This window comes from Kluyvera chengduensis, from assembly GCF_044197065.1.
GTDB classification, from domain to species: domain Bacteria; phylum Pseudomonadota; class Gammaproteobacteria; order Enterobacterales; family Enterobacteriaceae; genus Kluyvera; species Kluyvera ascorbata_C.
Window position 1 is genome coordinate 20,075 of record NZ_JBIQOI010000016.1, and the last position, 16,307, is coordinate 36,381.

The 16,307-nt window shown below is 53.0% G+C and carries 12 protein-coding genes; all 12 read right to left on the reverse strand.

Going from position 1 to position 16,307, the window contains the following annotated elements:
• Positions 1–119: 119 nt before the first annotated feature.
• Positions 120–1,097, reverse strand: a complete 978-nt coding sequence (locus ACH1XZ_RS22675; RefSeq protein WP_395597259.1) for an ABC transporter permease — start codon at positions 1,095–1,097, stop codon at positions 120–122.
• The gene (locus ACH1XZ_RS22680; RefSeq protein ID WP_395597260.1) at positions 1,090–2,619 is read right to left on the reverse strand and encodes a sugar ABC transporter ATP-binding protein; all 1,530 of its coding nucleotides are present in this window, start codon (positions 2,617–2,619) and stop codon (positions 1,090–1,092) included. The genes ACH1XZ_RS22675 and ACH1XZ_RS22680 overlap by 8 nt, the downstream gene beginning before the upstream one ends.
• 79 nt (positions 2,620–2,698) lie before the next feature.
• Positions 2,699–3,661, reverse strand: coding sequence for a sugar ABC transporter substrate-binding protein (locus ACH1XZ_RS22685; protein WP_395597261.1), 963 nt, complete (start codon positions 3,659–3,661; stop codon positions 2,699–2,701).
• 199 nt (positions 3,662–3,860) lie between these two features.
• On the reverse strand, positions 3,861–8,084 hold the full coding sequence (rpoC, locus tag ACH1XZ_RS22690; protein ID WP_123652729.1) for a DNA-directed RNA polymerase subunit beta': 4,224 nt from the start codon (positions 8,082–8,084) through the stop codon (positions 3,861–3,863).
• Positions 8,085–8,160: 76 nt separating this feature from the next.
• A complete protein-coding gene (rpoB, locus tag ACH1XZ_RS22695; RefSeq protein ID WP_035895917.1) occupies positions 8,161–12,189 on the reverse strand; it encodes a DNA-directed RNA polymerase subunit beta in 4,029 nt (1,342 codons plus the stop codon).
• Positions 12,190–12,507: 318 nt separating this feature from the next.
• The gene (rplL, locus tag ACH1XZ_RS22700) at positions 12,508–12,873 is read right to left on the reverse strand and encodes a 50S ribosomal protein L7/L12 (protein WP_006176746.1); all 366 of its coding nucleotides are present in this window, start codon (positions 12,871–12,873) and stop codon (positions 12,508–12,510) included.
• 66 nt (positions 12,874–12,939) lie between these two features.
• On the reverse strand, positions 12,940–13,437 hold the full coding sequence (rplJ, locus tag ACH1XZ_RS22705; protein ID WP_001207203.1) for a 50S ribosomal protein L10: 498 nt from the start codon (positions 13,435–13,437) through the stop codon (positions 12,940–12,942).
• 289 nt (positions 13,438–13,726) lie between these two features.
• Positions 13,727–14,431 (reverse strand): 50S ribosomal protein L1, encoded by a 705-nt coding sequence (rplA, locus tag ACH1XZ_RS22710; protein ID WP_035895924.1) that lies wholly within the window; start codon positions 14,429–14,431, stop codon positions 13,727–13,729.
• 3 nt (positions 14,432–14,434) lie between these two features.
• Entirely contained in the window at positions 14,435–14,863 is a 429-nt protein-coding gene (rplK, locus tag ACH1XZ_RS22715) for a 50S ribosomal protein L11 (protein ID WP_012133815.1), read from the reverse strand.
• 159 nt (positions 14,864–15,022) lie between these two features.
• Entirely contained in the window at positions 15,023–15,568 is a 546-nt protein-coding gene (nusG, locus tag ACH1XZ_RS22720) for a transcription termination/antitermination protein NusG (RefSeq protein ID WP_002438628.1), read from the reverse strand.
• Between the two features lies 1 nt (position 15,569).
• On the reverse strand, positions 15,570–15,953 hold the full coding sequence (gene secE / locus ACH1XZ_RS22725; RefSeq protein ID WP_035895925.1) for a preprotein translocase subunit SecE: 384 nt from the start codon (positions 15,951–15,953) through the stop codon (positions 15,570–15,572).
• Positions 15,954–16,175: 222 nt separating this feature from the next.
• Positions 16,176–16,307, reverse strand: a 132-nt coding sequence (locus ACH1XZ_RS22730; protein ID WP_459253838.1) for an EF-Tu C-terminal domain-related protein, incomplete at its 5' end; no start/stop codon positions are given.

Below are 16,307 nucleotides of genomic sequence, written 5' to 3' on the forward strand. Positions count from 1 at the left end.
CCAGCCGCAAGAAGGTAGGCCGGATAAGGCGTTTACGCCACCATCCGGCAATTTTCGCGGGTTCTGCCGGATGGCGCTTCGCTTATCCGGCCTACAGCGTGTCCGTATAATTCTGGACTTTACCCTTTCTTCTGCCGGTGGCTTCGGTAGGTATCGAGTACAACGGCAACCACAATCACTGCGCCGGTGATAACGCGCTTGGTTGGCTCGCTGGCTCCTATCTGCGCCAGACCTGCCGCCAGCACGGAGATAATCAGCGCACCGAGGAAGGTGCAAACCACCGACCCTCGCCCGCCCATCAGACTGGTGCCGCCGATCACCACGGCCGCAATCACCTGTAGCTCCATCCCAACGCCACCGTTAGGGTCCGCCGCTTCCAGCCTCGCGATCTGGAAAAGTGACGCCAGCCCAGACAATGCCCCCATCAGGGCAAACACGATCACTTTGTAAGGCGCGGGGTTGATACCCGATAGCCGCACCGCCTCCTCGTTGGTGCCGATACCAATCAGGTGACGGCCAAAAATCGTCCGGGTAAGCACCCCCTGCCCTACCAGAATCACCAGTACGGCAATCACAAAGGACGGCGAGATACCAAACGCAATCGGGTCGGCGAGGAAATCAAAGCTGGAGCCAATATAGGCTGTGCGAGAATCGGTCAGTTGATAGGCACTACCACGCGCCATCTCCAGCATACCGAGCGAGACAATAAACGTCGGGATGCGCCAGATAACGGAAATCAGCCCCGTCAGCGCACCAACAACCGTCGCCACCACAATCCCAGCCAGCGCCGCCAGCCAGGGCGACCAGTGCAGGTTAAGGTAGGTGACGCTCACTACCGCCGCCGAAAGCGCCAGTACAGAACCTACCGACAGATCGATACCGGCAATAATCAGCACGAATGTCATGCCCACCGACATCACCATCAGGTCGGGGATTTGGTTGGCGATGGTGCTAAACGTGTTGAGGCTCAGGAAGTGATCGCTCAAAAAGGAGAACAGGATAATCATCGCCAGCAGCGCGCCGATTAATCCCAGATAACGGCTCAGCCCCCGCCATGTTGCGGCGCGACGGTTAATAGACAGCGTTGAATTACTCATCCTGCAAACTCCCTGTGGCGTGCTGATAGCCAGAAAAAGCGGCGGCCAGAATCGCATCCTGGGTCCAGTCGTCGCGGGTAAAGGTCTCCACCAACTTGCCAGCGGAGAGCACGGCAATACGATCGCAAATCAGCATGAGCTCGCGCAGGTCGCTGGAGACAACTATCAGTCCCTTCCCGCTTTGCGTCAGCTCATTGAGCAGCAGATAAATATCGCGCTTGGCCCCAACGTCAATACCACGGGTCGGTTCATCAAAGAGGATGACGTCGCAGTTACGCTCCAACCATCGGGCAATCAGTACCTTTTGCTGGTTGCCGCCTGACAGACTGTCGACCGCAAGCTCCGTTCCCGACGTGCGAATCCCCAGCCGGGTGATGTATTTCTGCGCCAGCTGTCGCTCTTTGTCCGAATGGAGCCACGACAGGCTGCTGACTTTGTCGCTGTTTCCCAGCGCCGTATTCGCCGACACCGAATGCGGTAACAGCAGACCTTCTCCTTTGCGGTCTTCCGTCACCAGCGCAATACGGTGAGCAATCGCTTCCGAAGGCGAACGAATCGTCACCGGTTTGAGCGGGTCGCCAACCTTCAACTGCCCGCTATCAATAGGGTCAGCGCCAAAAATAGCCCGCATCAGCTCGGTACGCCCTGCGCCAACCAGACCGCTCACGCCCAGTACTTCGCCACGATGCAGCGTCAGTGAGATATCCTGTAGCACCTTCCCGCGCGTGAAATGCTCCACCTGCAGGATCGGGTTGCCCTGTCTGCGGGCGCTAACGTCCAGCGTGCTCTCGAGGTCGCGCCCCACCATCAGAGAAACTAACTGATCGCTGTTATAACGCTTTATATCGTCAGTACAGACCACGTTGCCGTCGCGCAGCACCATGATGTCATCGGCGATTTGTGCCAGTTCATCAAGGCGGTGAGAGATATAGATAAGGGAGACGCCGCGCTGCTTAAAGCGCGTAATCTGCTCGAACAGCAACTCAACTTCGCGGCTGGTGAGCATGGCCGTAGGTTCATCGAGGATAAGAATACGGCTATCGCCAATCAGGTTACGGGCGATTTCAATCATCTGCTGGTGCCCCATTCCCAGTTCACCCACCAGCATATCCGGGTCAAGTGCCTGTAGGCCGACCATCGCCATCACCGGCGTGGACATCTCCCGTAGGCGCTTGCGGTTGATCCACCCACCCCAATGAGGCAGTTGGTCGAGAAAGAGGTTTTCCGCGATAGTAAGCGTCGGCAGTAAGTTGAGTTCCTGCATCACCATGCGGACGCCGAGCTTTTCCGCTTCCTTACGACTGGCGGGGGCATAGGGCTGCCCAAGGTAGGTCATGGTTCCCGTGGTGGGTGAAATCAACCCGCCGATAATTTTCGACAATGTGCTTTTCCCGGCACCGTTCTCTCCGGTCAGTGCCAGCACCTTGCCGCTATATAAACTGAGATTAATATTGGTCAGCACCGGTTCGTTGTAGGTTTTACCCACGCCGGACATTGACAGAATTTCTTGATATTCAGCCATTTCGCGCACGCAACCCGATCTATCGGATCCCTATAAAAACCGGGGCCGTTAACCTGCACCCCGGGGAATAAGCACCGGGTTACTGTTTCACAATCAGCTTGACCGGGGTTTCTACGCTGCCGGAAAGCTCGCTCTGTTTTTTACCGGCTTTTAGCGCATCCAGCGCGGTGTTAATACCAAAGACCGCCTGTTGAGACGCAAACTGATCGGCGGTAGCCAGCACGCGGCCGTCCTGCAGCATCGGCTTAATGGCTTCGATGTTGTCATAGCCAACTACCTGAACCTGCCCACGCTTGCCCGCGGCACGAATGGCGGAGACCGCGCCTAACGCCATGTTATCGTTGTCCGCCAGCAACGCTTTGATGTTTGGATATTCACTCAGCATGGCAGCGGCAATGGTGTTGGCGTTATTCATTTCCCACTGACCGGACTGAACGGAAACCACCTTCATGCCACCAGCAGACATCGCGTCCTGGAAGCCTAACGTACGCTGCTGGGAGTTAGTCGACGTTGGGATCCCTTCGATAATGCCCACCTCATCGCCCGCCTTCAGGTGTTTTGCCAGATAGTCGCCAATATCTTTCGCGCCTTTACGGTTGTTCGGCCCCACGAACGGTACGTTCAGCCCTTTGTCTTTCAGCACCGCCGCATCGAATTGGTTGTCGATATTAATCACCAGAATCCCGGCATCAACGGCCTTTTTCACCACCGGTACCAGCGCCTTGGAGTCAGAAGGGGCGATGATAATGGCGTCAGCCTTCGAGACAATCATCTGCTCGACGATTTGAATCTGACTCGCGGTATCCGTTTCATTTTTGATGCCGTTAGACACCAGGTCGAACTTATCCGCATTTTTCTTTTGGTAATCCTTGGCACCGTTTTCCATGGTCAGGAAGAACTCATTTGCCAGTGACTTCATCACCAGCGCGACCTTTGGCTTATGCGCTGGCGCATCAGCGGCAAAAGCAGGGGTGACCATCGCCGCCGACAGCGCCATGGCGATAGCGGTACCAACGAAACGTGAAAAGACTTTTTTATTCATGATGTTATCCATTTTTATAGGTAGGGTTAGACGCACTACCCGATGGAGTATAGTCAAGCAAAATGCGGGTCAGAGTGAGGCACTGCACAATATCCAGAGAGGTTTTCGGGCGCAGCAAAAGCGGGGAATGCGTAAAAATGGCAATAAAAAAGGCCAGTCCGAAGACTGGCCTTTCAACTTATCGCACTAGCGTGAACGATTAGTCGTTATCAGAACCACCCAGACCTGCGTTCAGCAGTTCTGCCAGGCTCGCGGTCGCTTCTTCTGCACTCACCTGAGGTGCTGCAGAAACTTCGCCCGCCGCACGGCGACGGATACGATCCTGATGGTACGCATAACCGGTACCCGCTGGGATCAGACGACCCACGATAACGTTCTCTTTCAGGCCGCGCAGTTCGTCGCGTTTGCCCGCAACGGCTGCTTCGGTCAGGACACGCGTGGTCTCCTGGAACGATGCTGCAGAGATGAACGACTCGGTTGCCAGAGACGCTTTGGTGATACCCAGCAGATCGCGAGCGAAGGTTGCGCCCACTTTGCCGTTCGCTTCCAGATCGCGGTTAGCAATCTTAACGCGAGAGTATTCAACCTGTTCGCCTTCCAGGAAGTCGGAGCTACCAGCGCTTTCGATGGTGGCTTTACGCAGCATCTGACGAACGATAACTTCGATGTGTTTATCGTTAATCTTAACGCCCTGCAGACGGTATACGTCCTGAACTTCGTTAACAATGTAACGAGTTACAGCATGCACACCACGCAGACGCAGGATGTCGTGCGGCGCTTCTGGACCATCGGAAACCACGTCACCACGTTCTACACGTTCACCTTCGAACACGTTGAGCTGACGCCATTTTGGAATCATCTCTTCGTACGGATCGCTACCGTCTACCGGGGTGATAACCAGACGACGCTTCCCTTTGGTTTCTTTACCGAAGGAAATGATGCCGCTGATTTCAGCCAGGATTGCCGGCTCTTTCGGACGACGTGCTTCGAACAGATCCGCAACGCGTGGCAGACCACCGGTGATGTCCTTGGTACCGCCGGATTCCTGAGGAACACGGGCCAGGGTGTCACCAGAACTGATCTGAACGCCATCTTCCAGCTGAACAATCGCTTTACCCGGCAGGAAGTACTGAGCAGGCATATCGGTGCCTGGGATCAGAACGTCGTTGCCCTGAGCATCAACAATTTTCAGTGCTGGACGCAGGTCTTTACCACCCGCGGTACGTTCAGCAGAGTCCAGTACGACCAGAGAAGACAGACCGGTCAGTTCGTCAGTTTGACGAGTAATGGTCTGGCCGTCGATCATGTCAGTGAAGCGGATGAAACCACTTACTTCGGTGATAACCGGCATGGTGTGTGGATCCCAGTTTGCTACGGTTTCACCGCCGGCAACCTGCTCGCCATCACCTTTAGCCATAACGGAGCCGTAAGGCACTTTATAGCTTTCTTTGGTACGACCGAATTCGTCGATCAGTTTCAGCTCGGTGTTACGGGAAGTGATAACCAGTTTACCGCTGGAGTTCACAACCGACTTCGCGTTGCTGAGCTTGATGCTACCTTTGTTCTTAACCTGGATGCTGGATTCAGCAGCCGCACGAGATGCCGCACCACCGATGTGGAACGTACGCATCGTCAGCTGTGTACCAGGTTCACCGATGGACTGTGCAGCGATAACGCCGATAGCCTCACCTTTGTTGATGATGTGGCCACGCGCCAGGTCACGACCGTAGCAGTGCGCACATACACCAAAGTCGGTGTCACAGGATACAACGGAACGCACTTTAACGGAGTCAACGGAGTTCTCTTCCAACAGATCACACCACTGCTCGTTCAGCAGCGTGTTACGTGGAACCAGAATGTCCGCGGTGCCCGGCTTCAGAACGTCTTCAGCAGTCACACGACCCAGTACGCGATCGCGCAGTGGCTCTTTAACGTCACCACCCTCGATAACCGGGGTCATGGTGATGCCTTCCAGGGTGCCACAGTCGTCTTCAGTCACGACCAGGTCCTGTGCCACGTCAACCAGACGACGAGTCAGGTAACCGGAGTTCGCCGTTTTCAGTGCGGTATCCGCCAGACCTTTACGAGCACCGTGAGTGGAGATGAAGTACTGGAGTACGTTCAGACCTTCACGGAAGTTCGCGGTGATTGGCGTTTCGATGATGGAGCCATCTGGCTTAGCCATCAGACCACGCATACCAGCCAGCTGACGAATCTGTGCCGCAGAACCACGCGCACCGGAGTCGGCCATCATGTAGATGCTGTTGAAGGAAACCTGCTGCTCTTCTTTACCTTCACGGTTAATGACGGTTTCAGTTTGCAGGTTATCCATCATCGCTTTGGATACACGATCGTTCGCCGCAGCCCAGATATCGATAACTTTGTTGTAGCGTTCGCCAGCGGTTACCAGACCAGACTGGAACTGCTCCTGGATCTCAGCAACTTCAGCTTCCGCTTCGCTGATGATTTCGTATTTCTTCTCTGGGATAACCATGTCGTCGATACCGACAGATGCGCCTGAGCGCGCTGCATAGGCAAAGCCGGTGTACATGGTCTGGTCAGCGAAGATTACGGTCGGCTTCAGGCCCAGAATGCGGTAACAGGTGTTCAGCATTTTGGAGATAGCTTTCTTGCCCAGCGCCTGGTTGACGATGGAGAAAGGCAGACCTTTCGGTACGATCATCCACAGAATGGCACGGCCAACGGTCGTGTCTTTCAGGCTGGTGTGCGCAACGAATTCGCCGTTTTCATCTTTTTCGTATTCGGTGATACGCACTTTAACGCGCGCATGCAGAGAGGCCAGACCTGCGCGATAGATACGCTCAGCTTCTTTAGGGCCAGTCAGCACCATGCCTTCGCCTTTGGCGTTAACACAGTCACGGGTCATGTAGTACAGACCCAATACAACGTCCTGAGAAGGAACGATGATTGGCTCGCCGTTCGCTGGGGACAGGATGTTGTTGGTAGACATCATCAGCGCACGCGCTTCCAGCTGGGCTTCCAGCGTCAGCGGTACGTGAACAGCCATCTGGTCACCATCGAAGTCGGCGTTATATGCCGCACAAACCAGCGGGTGCAGCTGAATAGCTTTACCTTCGATCAGTACTGGCTCAAACGCCTGGATGCCCAGACGGTGCAGTGTTGGTGCACGGTTCAGCATTACTGGGTGTTCGCGGATAACTTCGTCCAGGATATCCCATACGACAGCTTCTTCGCGCTCAACCATTTTCTTAGCGGCTTTGATGGTGGTGGCCAGGCCACGCAGTTCCAGTTTGCCGTAGATGAATGGTTTGAACAGCTCCAGTGCCATTTTCTTAGGCAGGCCGCACTGATGCAGACGCAGGTATGGACCTACGGTGATAACAGAACGACCGGAGTAGTCAACACGCTTACCGAGCAGGTTCTGACGGAAACGACCCTGTTTACCTTTGATCATATCAGCCAAAGATTTCAGAGGACGTTTGTTAGAACCAGTGATCGCACGACCGCGACGACCGTTATCCAGCAGGGCGTCGACCGCTTCCTGCAGCATACGTTTTTCGTTGCGTACGATGATATCTGGCGCAGCCAGATCCAGCAGGCGCTTCAGACGGTTGTTACGGTTAATGACGCGACGATACAGATCGTTCAGGTCAGAAGTCGCGAAACGACCACCATCCAGCGGTACCAGCGGACGCAGATCTGGCGGCAGAACCGGCAGAACGGTCAGGATCATCCACTCTGGCTTGTTGCCAGACTGTACGAACGCTTCAAGCAGCTTGATACGCTTGGTCAGCTTTTTACGCTTGGTTTCGGAGTTGGTTTCGTTCAGCTCTTCACGCAGAGTTTCACACTCTTGCTCCAGATCCATGCTCTTCAGCAGGGCCTGGATAGCTTCCGCACCCATCTTCGCGTCGAATTCGTCACCGAACTCTTCCAGCGCGTCCAGATACTGCTCTTCAGTCAGGATCTGTTGACGTTCCAGGTTGGTCATACCGCCTTCGATAACAACATAAGATTCGAAGTACAGTACGCGTTCGATATCGCGCAGAGGCATATCGAGCAGCAGACCGATACGGGACGGCAGCGATTTCAGGAACCAGATGTGGGCAGTTGGACATGCCAGCTCGATGTGGCCCATGCGTTCACGACGCACTTTGGTCTGGGTCACTTCAACGCCGCACTTCTCACAGATCACACCGCGGTGTTTCAGGCGCTTGTACTTACCGCACAGGCACTCGTAGTCTTTTACTGGCCCAAAGATACGGGCGCAGAAAAGGCCGTCACGCTCAGGTTTGAACGTACGGTAGTTAATGGTTTCCGGCTTTTTAACTTCACCGAAAGACCATGAACGGATCATGTCTGGCGAAGCCAGAGCAATTTTGATCGCATCAAACTCTTCGGTTTTAGTCTGCGCTTTCAGAAACTTTAATAAATCTTTCACGGATTTGCTCCCGTCGGAGTTAGCACAATCCACTGCCGGGAATTACCCCGGCAGCAGTGACCTGTTTGAGCGAGGATTACTCGTCTTCCAGTTCGATGTTGATGCCCAGCGAGCGGATTTCTTTCAACAGTACGTTGAAGGATTCCGGCATGCCCGGTTCCATCTGATGGTTGCCATCTACGATGTTCTTATACATCTTAGTACGGCCGTTCACGTCATCAGACTTAACGGTGAGCATTTCCTGCAGGGTGTAGGCGGCGCCGTATGCTTCCAGCGCCCACACTTCCATCTCCCCGAAGCGCTGACCACCGAACTGAGCCTTACCACCCAGCGGCTGCTGAGTAACCAGGCTGTAAGAACCGGTAGAACGCGCGTGCATCTTGTCGTCGACCAGGTGGTTCAGTTTCAGCATGTACATGTAACCTACGGTTACCTGACGCTCGAACTGTTCACCGGTACGGCCGTCGAACAGGGTAATCTGACCAGAAGATGGCAGACCGCCCAGTTGCAGCAGTTCTTTAATTTCCGCTTCTTTTGCACCGTCGAATACTGGTGTTGCGATTGGCATACCTTTCTTCAGGTTTTCAGCCAGACGCAGCACTTCATCATCGGTGAAGGTGTTCAGGTCAACTTTCTGACGAACATCAGAGCCCAGATCGTAAGCACGCTGGATGAACTCGCGCAGTTTCGCGACTTCTTGCTGCTGTTTCAGCATGGCGTTGATCTTATCGCCGATACCTTTCGCAGCCATACCCAGGTGGGTTTCAAGGATCTGACCGATGTTCATACGCGATGGTACGCCCAGCGGGTTCAGTACGATATCTACCGGCGTACCGTTAGCATCGTGCGGCATATCTTCGATCGGGTTGATCTTAGAAATTACACCCTTGTTACCGTGACGACCTGCCATTTTGTCACCAGGCTGGATACGGCGTTTAACGGCCAGGTATACCTTAACAATCTTCAGCACGCCCGGTGCCAGATCGTCGCCTTGGGTGATTTTGCGGCGTTTCGCTTCGAGTTTTTTCTCGAACTCGTGTTTCAGCTCGTCGTACTGCTCAGCAAGCTGTTCCAGCTGATTCTGTTTCTCTTCGTCGGTCAGACCGAGTTCCAGCCAGCGATCGCGAGGCAGTTTGTCCAGCTTCTCAGCTTCGACACCACCGGCAACCAGCACAGCGTAGATACGGCTGAACAGGCCTGCTTCGAGGATCTGCAGTTCTTCAGACAGGTCTTTCTTAGCCTGCTTCAGCTGCATCTCTTCGATTTCCAGCGCACGTTTGTCTTTTTCTACGCCATCGCGAGTAAAGACCTGAACGTCGATAACAGTACCGGAAACGCTGTTTGGTACGCGCAGAGAAGAGTCTTTAACGTCAGACGCTTTCTCACCGAAGATTGCACGCAGCAGCTTCTCTTCTGGTGTCAGCTGGGTTTCACCTTTCGGCGTTACCTTACCAACCAGAATGTCGCCACCGGTGACTTCTGCACCAATGTAAACGATACCGGATTCATCCAGTTTGGAGAGCGCAGCTTCACCCACGTTAGGGATATCAGCAGTGATCTCTTCTGGCCCCAGCTTGGTGTCACGGGACACACATGCCAGTTCCTGAATGTGGATGGTGGTGAAACGGTCTTCCTGAACAACACGCTCGGATACGAGGATGGAGTCTTCGAAGTTGTAACCGTTCCATGGCATGAATGCCACGCGCATGTTCTGACCCAGCGCCAGTTCACCCAAGTCGGTGGACGGGCCATCTGCCAGCACGTCGCCGCGCTCGATTGGCTCACCCAGAGACACGCAAGGCATCTGGTTAATACAGGTGTTCTGGTTAGAACGGGTGTATTTGGTCAGGTTGTAGATGTCGATACCCGCTTCGCCCGGATACATCTCGTCTTCGTTAACTTTGATAACGATACGGGATGCGTCAACGTACTGAACGGTACCGCCACGCTTAGCAACTGCAGTAACACCGGAGTCAACGGCAACAGCACGTTCCATACCGGTACCAACCAGCGGCTTATCAGCACGCAGAGTTGGAACGGCCTGACGTTGCATGTTCGCACCCATCAATGCACGGTTGGCGTCATCGTGTTCCAGGAACGGGATCAGGGACGCACCGACGGATACCACCTGTTGGGTGGATACGTCCATGTAGTCAACCTGGTCGCGGCTGAACAAGCTGGATTCGCCTTTGCTACGGCAAGTTACCAGGTCTTCTACAAAGTGGCCTTCGTCATCCAGGTTGGAGTTCGCCTGAGCGATAACGTAGTTGCCTTCTTCGATAGCAGACAGGTAATGAATTTCGTCGGTTACAACACCGTCGGTCACTTTACGGTACGGCGTCTCGAGGAAACCGTATTCGTTAGTCTGTGCGTACACGGACAGGGAGTTGATCAGACCGATGTTTGGACCTTCAGGCGTTTCGATTGGACATACGCGACCGTAGTGAGTCGGGTGTACGTCTCGAACTTCGAAGCCTGCACGTTCACGGGTCAGACCGCCCGGACCGAGTGCGGAGATACGACGTTTGTGCGTAATCTCAGACAGCGGGTTGTTCTGGTCCATAAACTGGGACAGCTGGCTGGAACCAAAGAACTCTTTCACTGCTGCGGAAATCGGCTTGGCGTTGATCATATCCTGAGGCATCAGGGTATCCAGATCGCCCAGAGACAGACGCTCTTTCACCGCACGCTCAACACGTACCAGGCCAACGCGGAATTGGTTTTCCGCCATTTCGCCTACGGAACGGATACGACGGTTGCCGAGGTGGTCGATATCATCCACTTCGCCTTTACCGTTACGGATATCGATGAGCTTCTTCATCACTTCGATGATGTCGTCTTTGCTCAGGATACCGGAACCTTCGATCTCGTCGCGCAGCAGAGAACGGTTGAACTTCATACGACCAACCGCAGACAGGTCATAGCGGTCTTCGGAGAAGAACAGGTTCTCGAACAGGCTTTCAGCAGCTTCGCGAGTTGGTGGCTCACCAGGGCGCATCATGCGGTAGATTTCTACCAGCGCGCTCAGACGATCGTTGGTTGGGTCGACGCGTACAGTTTCAGAAATGTATGCACCGTGGTCCAGATCGTTAGTGAACAGCGTTTCGATACGCTTGTGGCCAGACTGGCTCAGCTTAGCCAGCAGATCCAGGCTCAGCTCCATGTTGGCTGGGCAGATCAGCTCGCCAGTAGATTCGTCAACGTAGTCTTTAGAAGCGACTTTGCCAGCGATGTACTCAACCGGAACTTCGATATGTTTGATATCGTCTTTTTCCAGTTGGCGAATGTGGCGCGCAGTAATACGGCGGCCTTTTTCAACGTACACTTTACCGTTCGCTTCGATGTCGAAGGACGCGGTTTCGCCACGCAGACGTTCTGGAATCAGTTCCATCTGCAGCTTGTTGTCACGAATTTCGAAGACAACTTTCTCAAAGAACAGGTCAAGGATCTGCTCAGTGGTGTAGTTCAGCGCACGCAGAATAATGGTCGCAGGCAGTTTACGGCGACGGTCGATACGTACGAACAGGTTGTCCTTCGGATCGAATTCGAAGTCCAGCCAGGAACCACGGTAAGGAATGATGCGCGCGTTATACAGCACTTTACCCGAAGAGTGGGTTTTGCCTTTATCGGAGTCAAAGAAGACGCCTGGGCTACGGTGCAGCTGAGAAACGATAACACGCTCAGTACCGTTGATAACAAAGGTACCGTTGTCGGTCATGAGCGGAATTTCGCCCATGTAGACTTCTTGTTCTTTAATGTCTTTTACGGTGCCTTCCGGCGCTTCGCGCTCGTAGATCACCAGACGCAGTTTTACGCGCAGCGGTGCGGAATAGGTCACGCCACGAATCTGACATTCCTGAACGTCAAAGACAGGTTCGCCCAGACGGTAGCTGACGTATTGCAGCTCGGAGTTACCGCTGTAGCTTTTGATAGGGAATACGGAACGGAAAGCAGCTTCCAGACCATACTGACCTTCAGGATCTTGCTCGATAAACTTCTGGAACGAGTCAAGCTGGATAGAAAGGAGATATGGGACATCCAGAACTTGTGGACGTTTACCAAAATCCTTACGAATACGTTTTTTCTCGGTATAGGAGTAAACCATAGGGTTCCTCAGCTCGCTGACAAGTCGACGCATCTGTCCATTGGCAGACAGTTTGTGCAACACTATTTTGTTGACCGGAAAATGGAACACTTTCCGCAATACCTGTTGCTATCACGCTTAAACCATTTCATTGCGATTTACACAGAGCGAGCACCCTGTCGCAATATATTAAGTCGTCGATAGAAACGTGCATTGTCAGGACAACCAGTAGTCAAACAGTGTGAAATGCTACTGGCGCCATACAGCGCAAAATGGCTGGTGACTAAAAAGTCACCAGCCATCGGCCTGATTTCTCAGGCTTCAACTAGAAAAGTTGGCTTATTTAACTTCAACTTCAGCGCCAGCTTCTTCCAGAGATTTTTTCAGTGCTTCAGCGTCATCTTTGCTCACGCCTTCTTTCAGAGCGGCTGGAGCAGATTCTACCAGGTCTTTAGCTTCTTTCAGACCCAGGCCAGTTGCGCCACGTACTGCTTTGATTACAGCAACTTTGTTAGCGCCAGCAGCTTTCAGAATTACGTCGAATTCAGTTTTTTCTTCAGCAGCTTCAGCCGGGCCAGCAGCTACAGCTACAGCAGCAGCAGCGGAAACACCGAATTTTTCTTCCATTGCAGAAATCAGTTCTACAACGTCCATTACGGACATAGCTGCAACTGCTTCAATGATTTGATCTTTAGTGATAGACATTTAAATTGTTCCTGAAAATCAGAATAAGTTTATACGTAAGCAGATACTTTACAAAGAGGACTGCGATTAAGCAGCTTCTTTCGCATCGCGTACAGCAGCCAGAGTGCGAACCAGTTTGCCAGCCGAAGCTTCTTTCATGGTTGCCATCAGGCGTGCAATTGCTTCTTCGTAGGTCGGCAGAGTTGCCAGGCGATCGATCTGCGATGCCGGGATTAACTCACCTTCAAAGGCTGCGGCTTTGACCTCAAATTTTGCATTCGCTTTCGCGAACTCTTTGAACAGACGAGCAGCAGCGCCCGGGTGTTCCATAGAGTATGCAATCAGGGTCGGACCAACAAACGTGTCTTTCAGGCATTCAAACTGAGTACCTTCAACGACGCGGCGCAGCAGGGTGTTACGAACAACACGCATGTATACGCCAGCTTCACGACCTGCTTTACGCAGTTCAGTCATTTTATCTACAGTAACGCCACGGGAATCCGCAACTACTGCAGACAGCGCGCCTTTGGCTACTTCGCTGACTTCAGCAACAATCGCTTGTTTGTCTTGAAGATTTAAAGCCATTAGCTTTGCTCCTGGATGTTTGCCGGAACTCATGTTCCGGAACTCACTTCACTCTCCCCAATGGAGAGAGCGTCTTAATACGGTGAGCAGAAACAAGCCAGAGTATTAAAAATAATCTTAGCGTTCTGTCACCGTCTACGCAGGGCATTAAGTTTCTTGCGAAACACCTGCGGTCTTCGACGGAGGCCTGGATAGGCCAGGCTCCAACGAACAAATCTTTTAGCCGCTAACTATTGTTAGCAAACGTGGGGGTAAGATTGTAGACAAAATCACCGCCCACGTAAAGGCATTAGTTTGCAGCAGCGCTCAGGCCAGCCTGGTCAACTGCAACACCTGCACCCATGGTGGTGGAGATACTAACTTTCTTGATGTACACGCCTTTAGCCTGAGTTGGTTTTGCTTTTTTCAGCGCAACCAGCAGAGATTCCAGGTTTTCTTTCAGTTTGTCAGCGTCAAAGTCCACTTTACCGATGGTGGTGTGGATGATGCCGTTTTTGTCGTTACGATAACGAACCTGACCCGCTTTAGCGTTCTTAACCGCTTCAGCAACGTTAGGAGTTACAGTACCAACTTTCGGGTTTGGCATCAGACCACGTGGGCCCAGAACCTGGCCCAGCTGGCCAACAACGCGCATTGCATCTGGAGATGCGATAACAACGTCGAAGTTCATTTCGCCTTTCTTGATCAGGTCAGCCAGATCTTCCATACCTACCAGCTCTGCGCCAGCAGCTTTAGCTGCTTCAGCGTTAGGGCCCTGGGTAAATACGGCAACGCGAACGGAACGGCCAGTACCGTGTGGCAGTACAGTTGCACCACGTACGTTCTGGTCAGATTTACGAGCATCGATGCCGAGGTTAACGGCAACGTCAACGCTTTCGTTGAATTTAGCAGTGGCCAGCTCTTTCAGCAGAGCAATAGCTTCGTTGATGTCGTACTGCTTAGTAGCATCAACTTTGTCACGGATCACGCGCATACGCTTGGTCAGTTTAGCCATTTCTTAATCCTCCACTACCAGGCCCATGGAACGTGCAGTACCTTCGATTGAGCGAGTCATCGCTTCAATGTCGGCGCCAGTCATGTCGGCAGCTTTGGTCTGCGCGATTTCCTGCAGCTGAGCGCGGGAAATTTTACCAACTTTGTCTTTGTTCGGCTTGCCGGAACCAGACTTAATACCAGCTGCTTTTTTCAGCAGAACTGCTGCTGGAGGCGTTTTGGTAATGAAGGTGAAAGAACGGTCAGCGTAAACGGTGATAACAACCGGAATTGGCAGACCTTTTTCGATGGAATCAGTTTTTGCGTTGAACGCTTTGCAGAATTCCATGATGTTCACACCCTGCTGACCCAGAGCTGGACCAACTGGTGGACTTGGGTTTGCCATACCAGCTGCAACCTGCAGCTTAACGTAGGCTTGGACTTTCTTAGCCATTCTAAAATCCTCTATGTGGGTGATAGCGCCTCTAAGAGGCTCCCCGTGATATAAAAATTCGTTTTACAGGCATGCGCCCATAAAAACAAAAGGCGCGAAATTGTATGTCAATTTCGCGCCCTATGCAACGATTAGATCGATGCTTTTTTGATCGCAGCCTTACGCTTTCTCTACCTGAGCAAAGTCCAGTTCTACCGGGGTCGCACGACCGAAGATAGAGACGGATACTTTCAGGCGAGACTTCTCGTAATCCACTTCTTCAACCACACCGTTGAAGTCAGCGAATGGACCGTCGCTAACGCGAACCATTTCACCCGGTTCAAACAGCGTTTTAGGACGCGGCTTATCACCAACCTGCTGCAGGCGGTTCATAATCGCATCAACTTCTTTGTCGCTGATTGGTGCCGGACGGTCAGAGGTACCGCCGATAAAGCCCATTACGCGCGGAACGCTACGCACCAAGTGCCAGCTCGCGTCGTTCATCACCATCTGAACTAACACGTAGCCCGGGAAGAATTTACGCTCGCTCTTGCGACGCTGGCCGCCACGGATTTCGACAACTTCTTCGGTCGGAACCATGACTTCGCCAAACAGCTCTTCCATATTATGTAATTTGATATGCTCGCGCAGCGAAGTCGCTACACGGCCTTCAAAACCGGAAAACGCCTGAACGACGTACCAACGCTTTTTAGGTGCTTCAGACATCTTAGAACCTCAGGCCAGTGATAAAGGATACCAGGCGAACCAGAATACCATCCAGTCCCCACAGGATCAGTGACATTACCGCAGTGACCGCAGCAACGATCAGCGTAGTGTGCAGCGTTTCCTGGCGAGTCGGCCAAATCACCTTACGAACTTCCGTTCTCGCTTCACGCGCAAACGCAACGGTCGCTTTGCCTTTCGTCGTCAACAGCGCGACACCACCCGCTGCAGCAATAATAATTACTACGGCCAGCGCACGCAGCGGCAGCATCATGTCGCGATAGAGGTAGTTGCCCACGATTGCCACGATAAGCAATACGGCAACAGCTACCCACTTCATCGCTTCCAGGCCGCGCCCGCTCCCTTGAGCTTCGGTATTCGCACTCATAAACCAACCTGTCAGAAGTATTCTACAAACATTTCCACCCCGCGAGAGCGAGGCGATCCAAACCGAAAGTAAGTTTCGGACTAAACGCCCTCTACAGAGCCTGTCTCAGCAATGATTATGGCAAAAATAATCACTGATGAGCCAGGTTCTGGTTCGACAGCGTACAAAAAGGGCATCAAATGATGCCCTTTTATTGCGCATTGCGTCAAATGTTATCAGCAATTAGCTCATTACTTTGGCAACAACGCCCGCGCCAACGGTACGGCCGCCTTCACGGATTGCGAAACGCAGACCGTCGTCCATCGCGATTGGGTGGATCAGAGTCACAACCATCTTGATGTTGTCGCCTGGCAT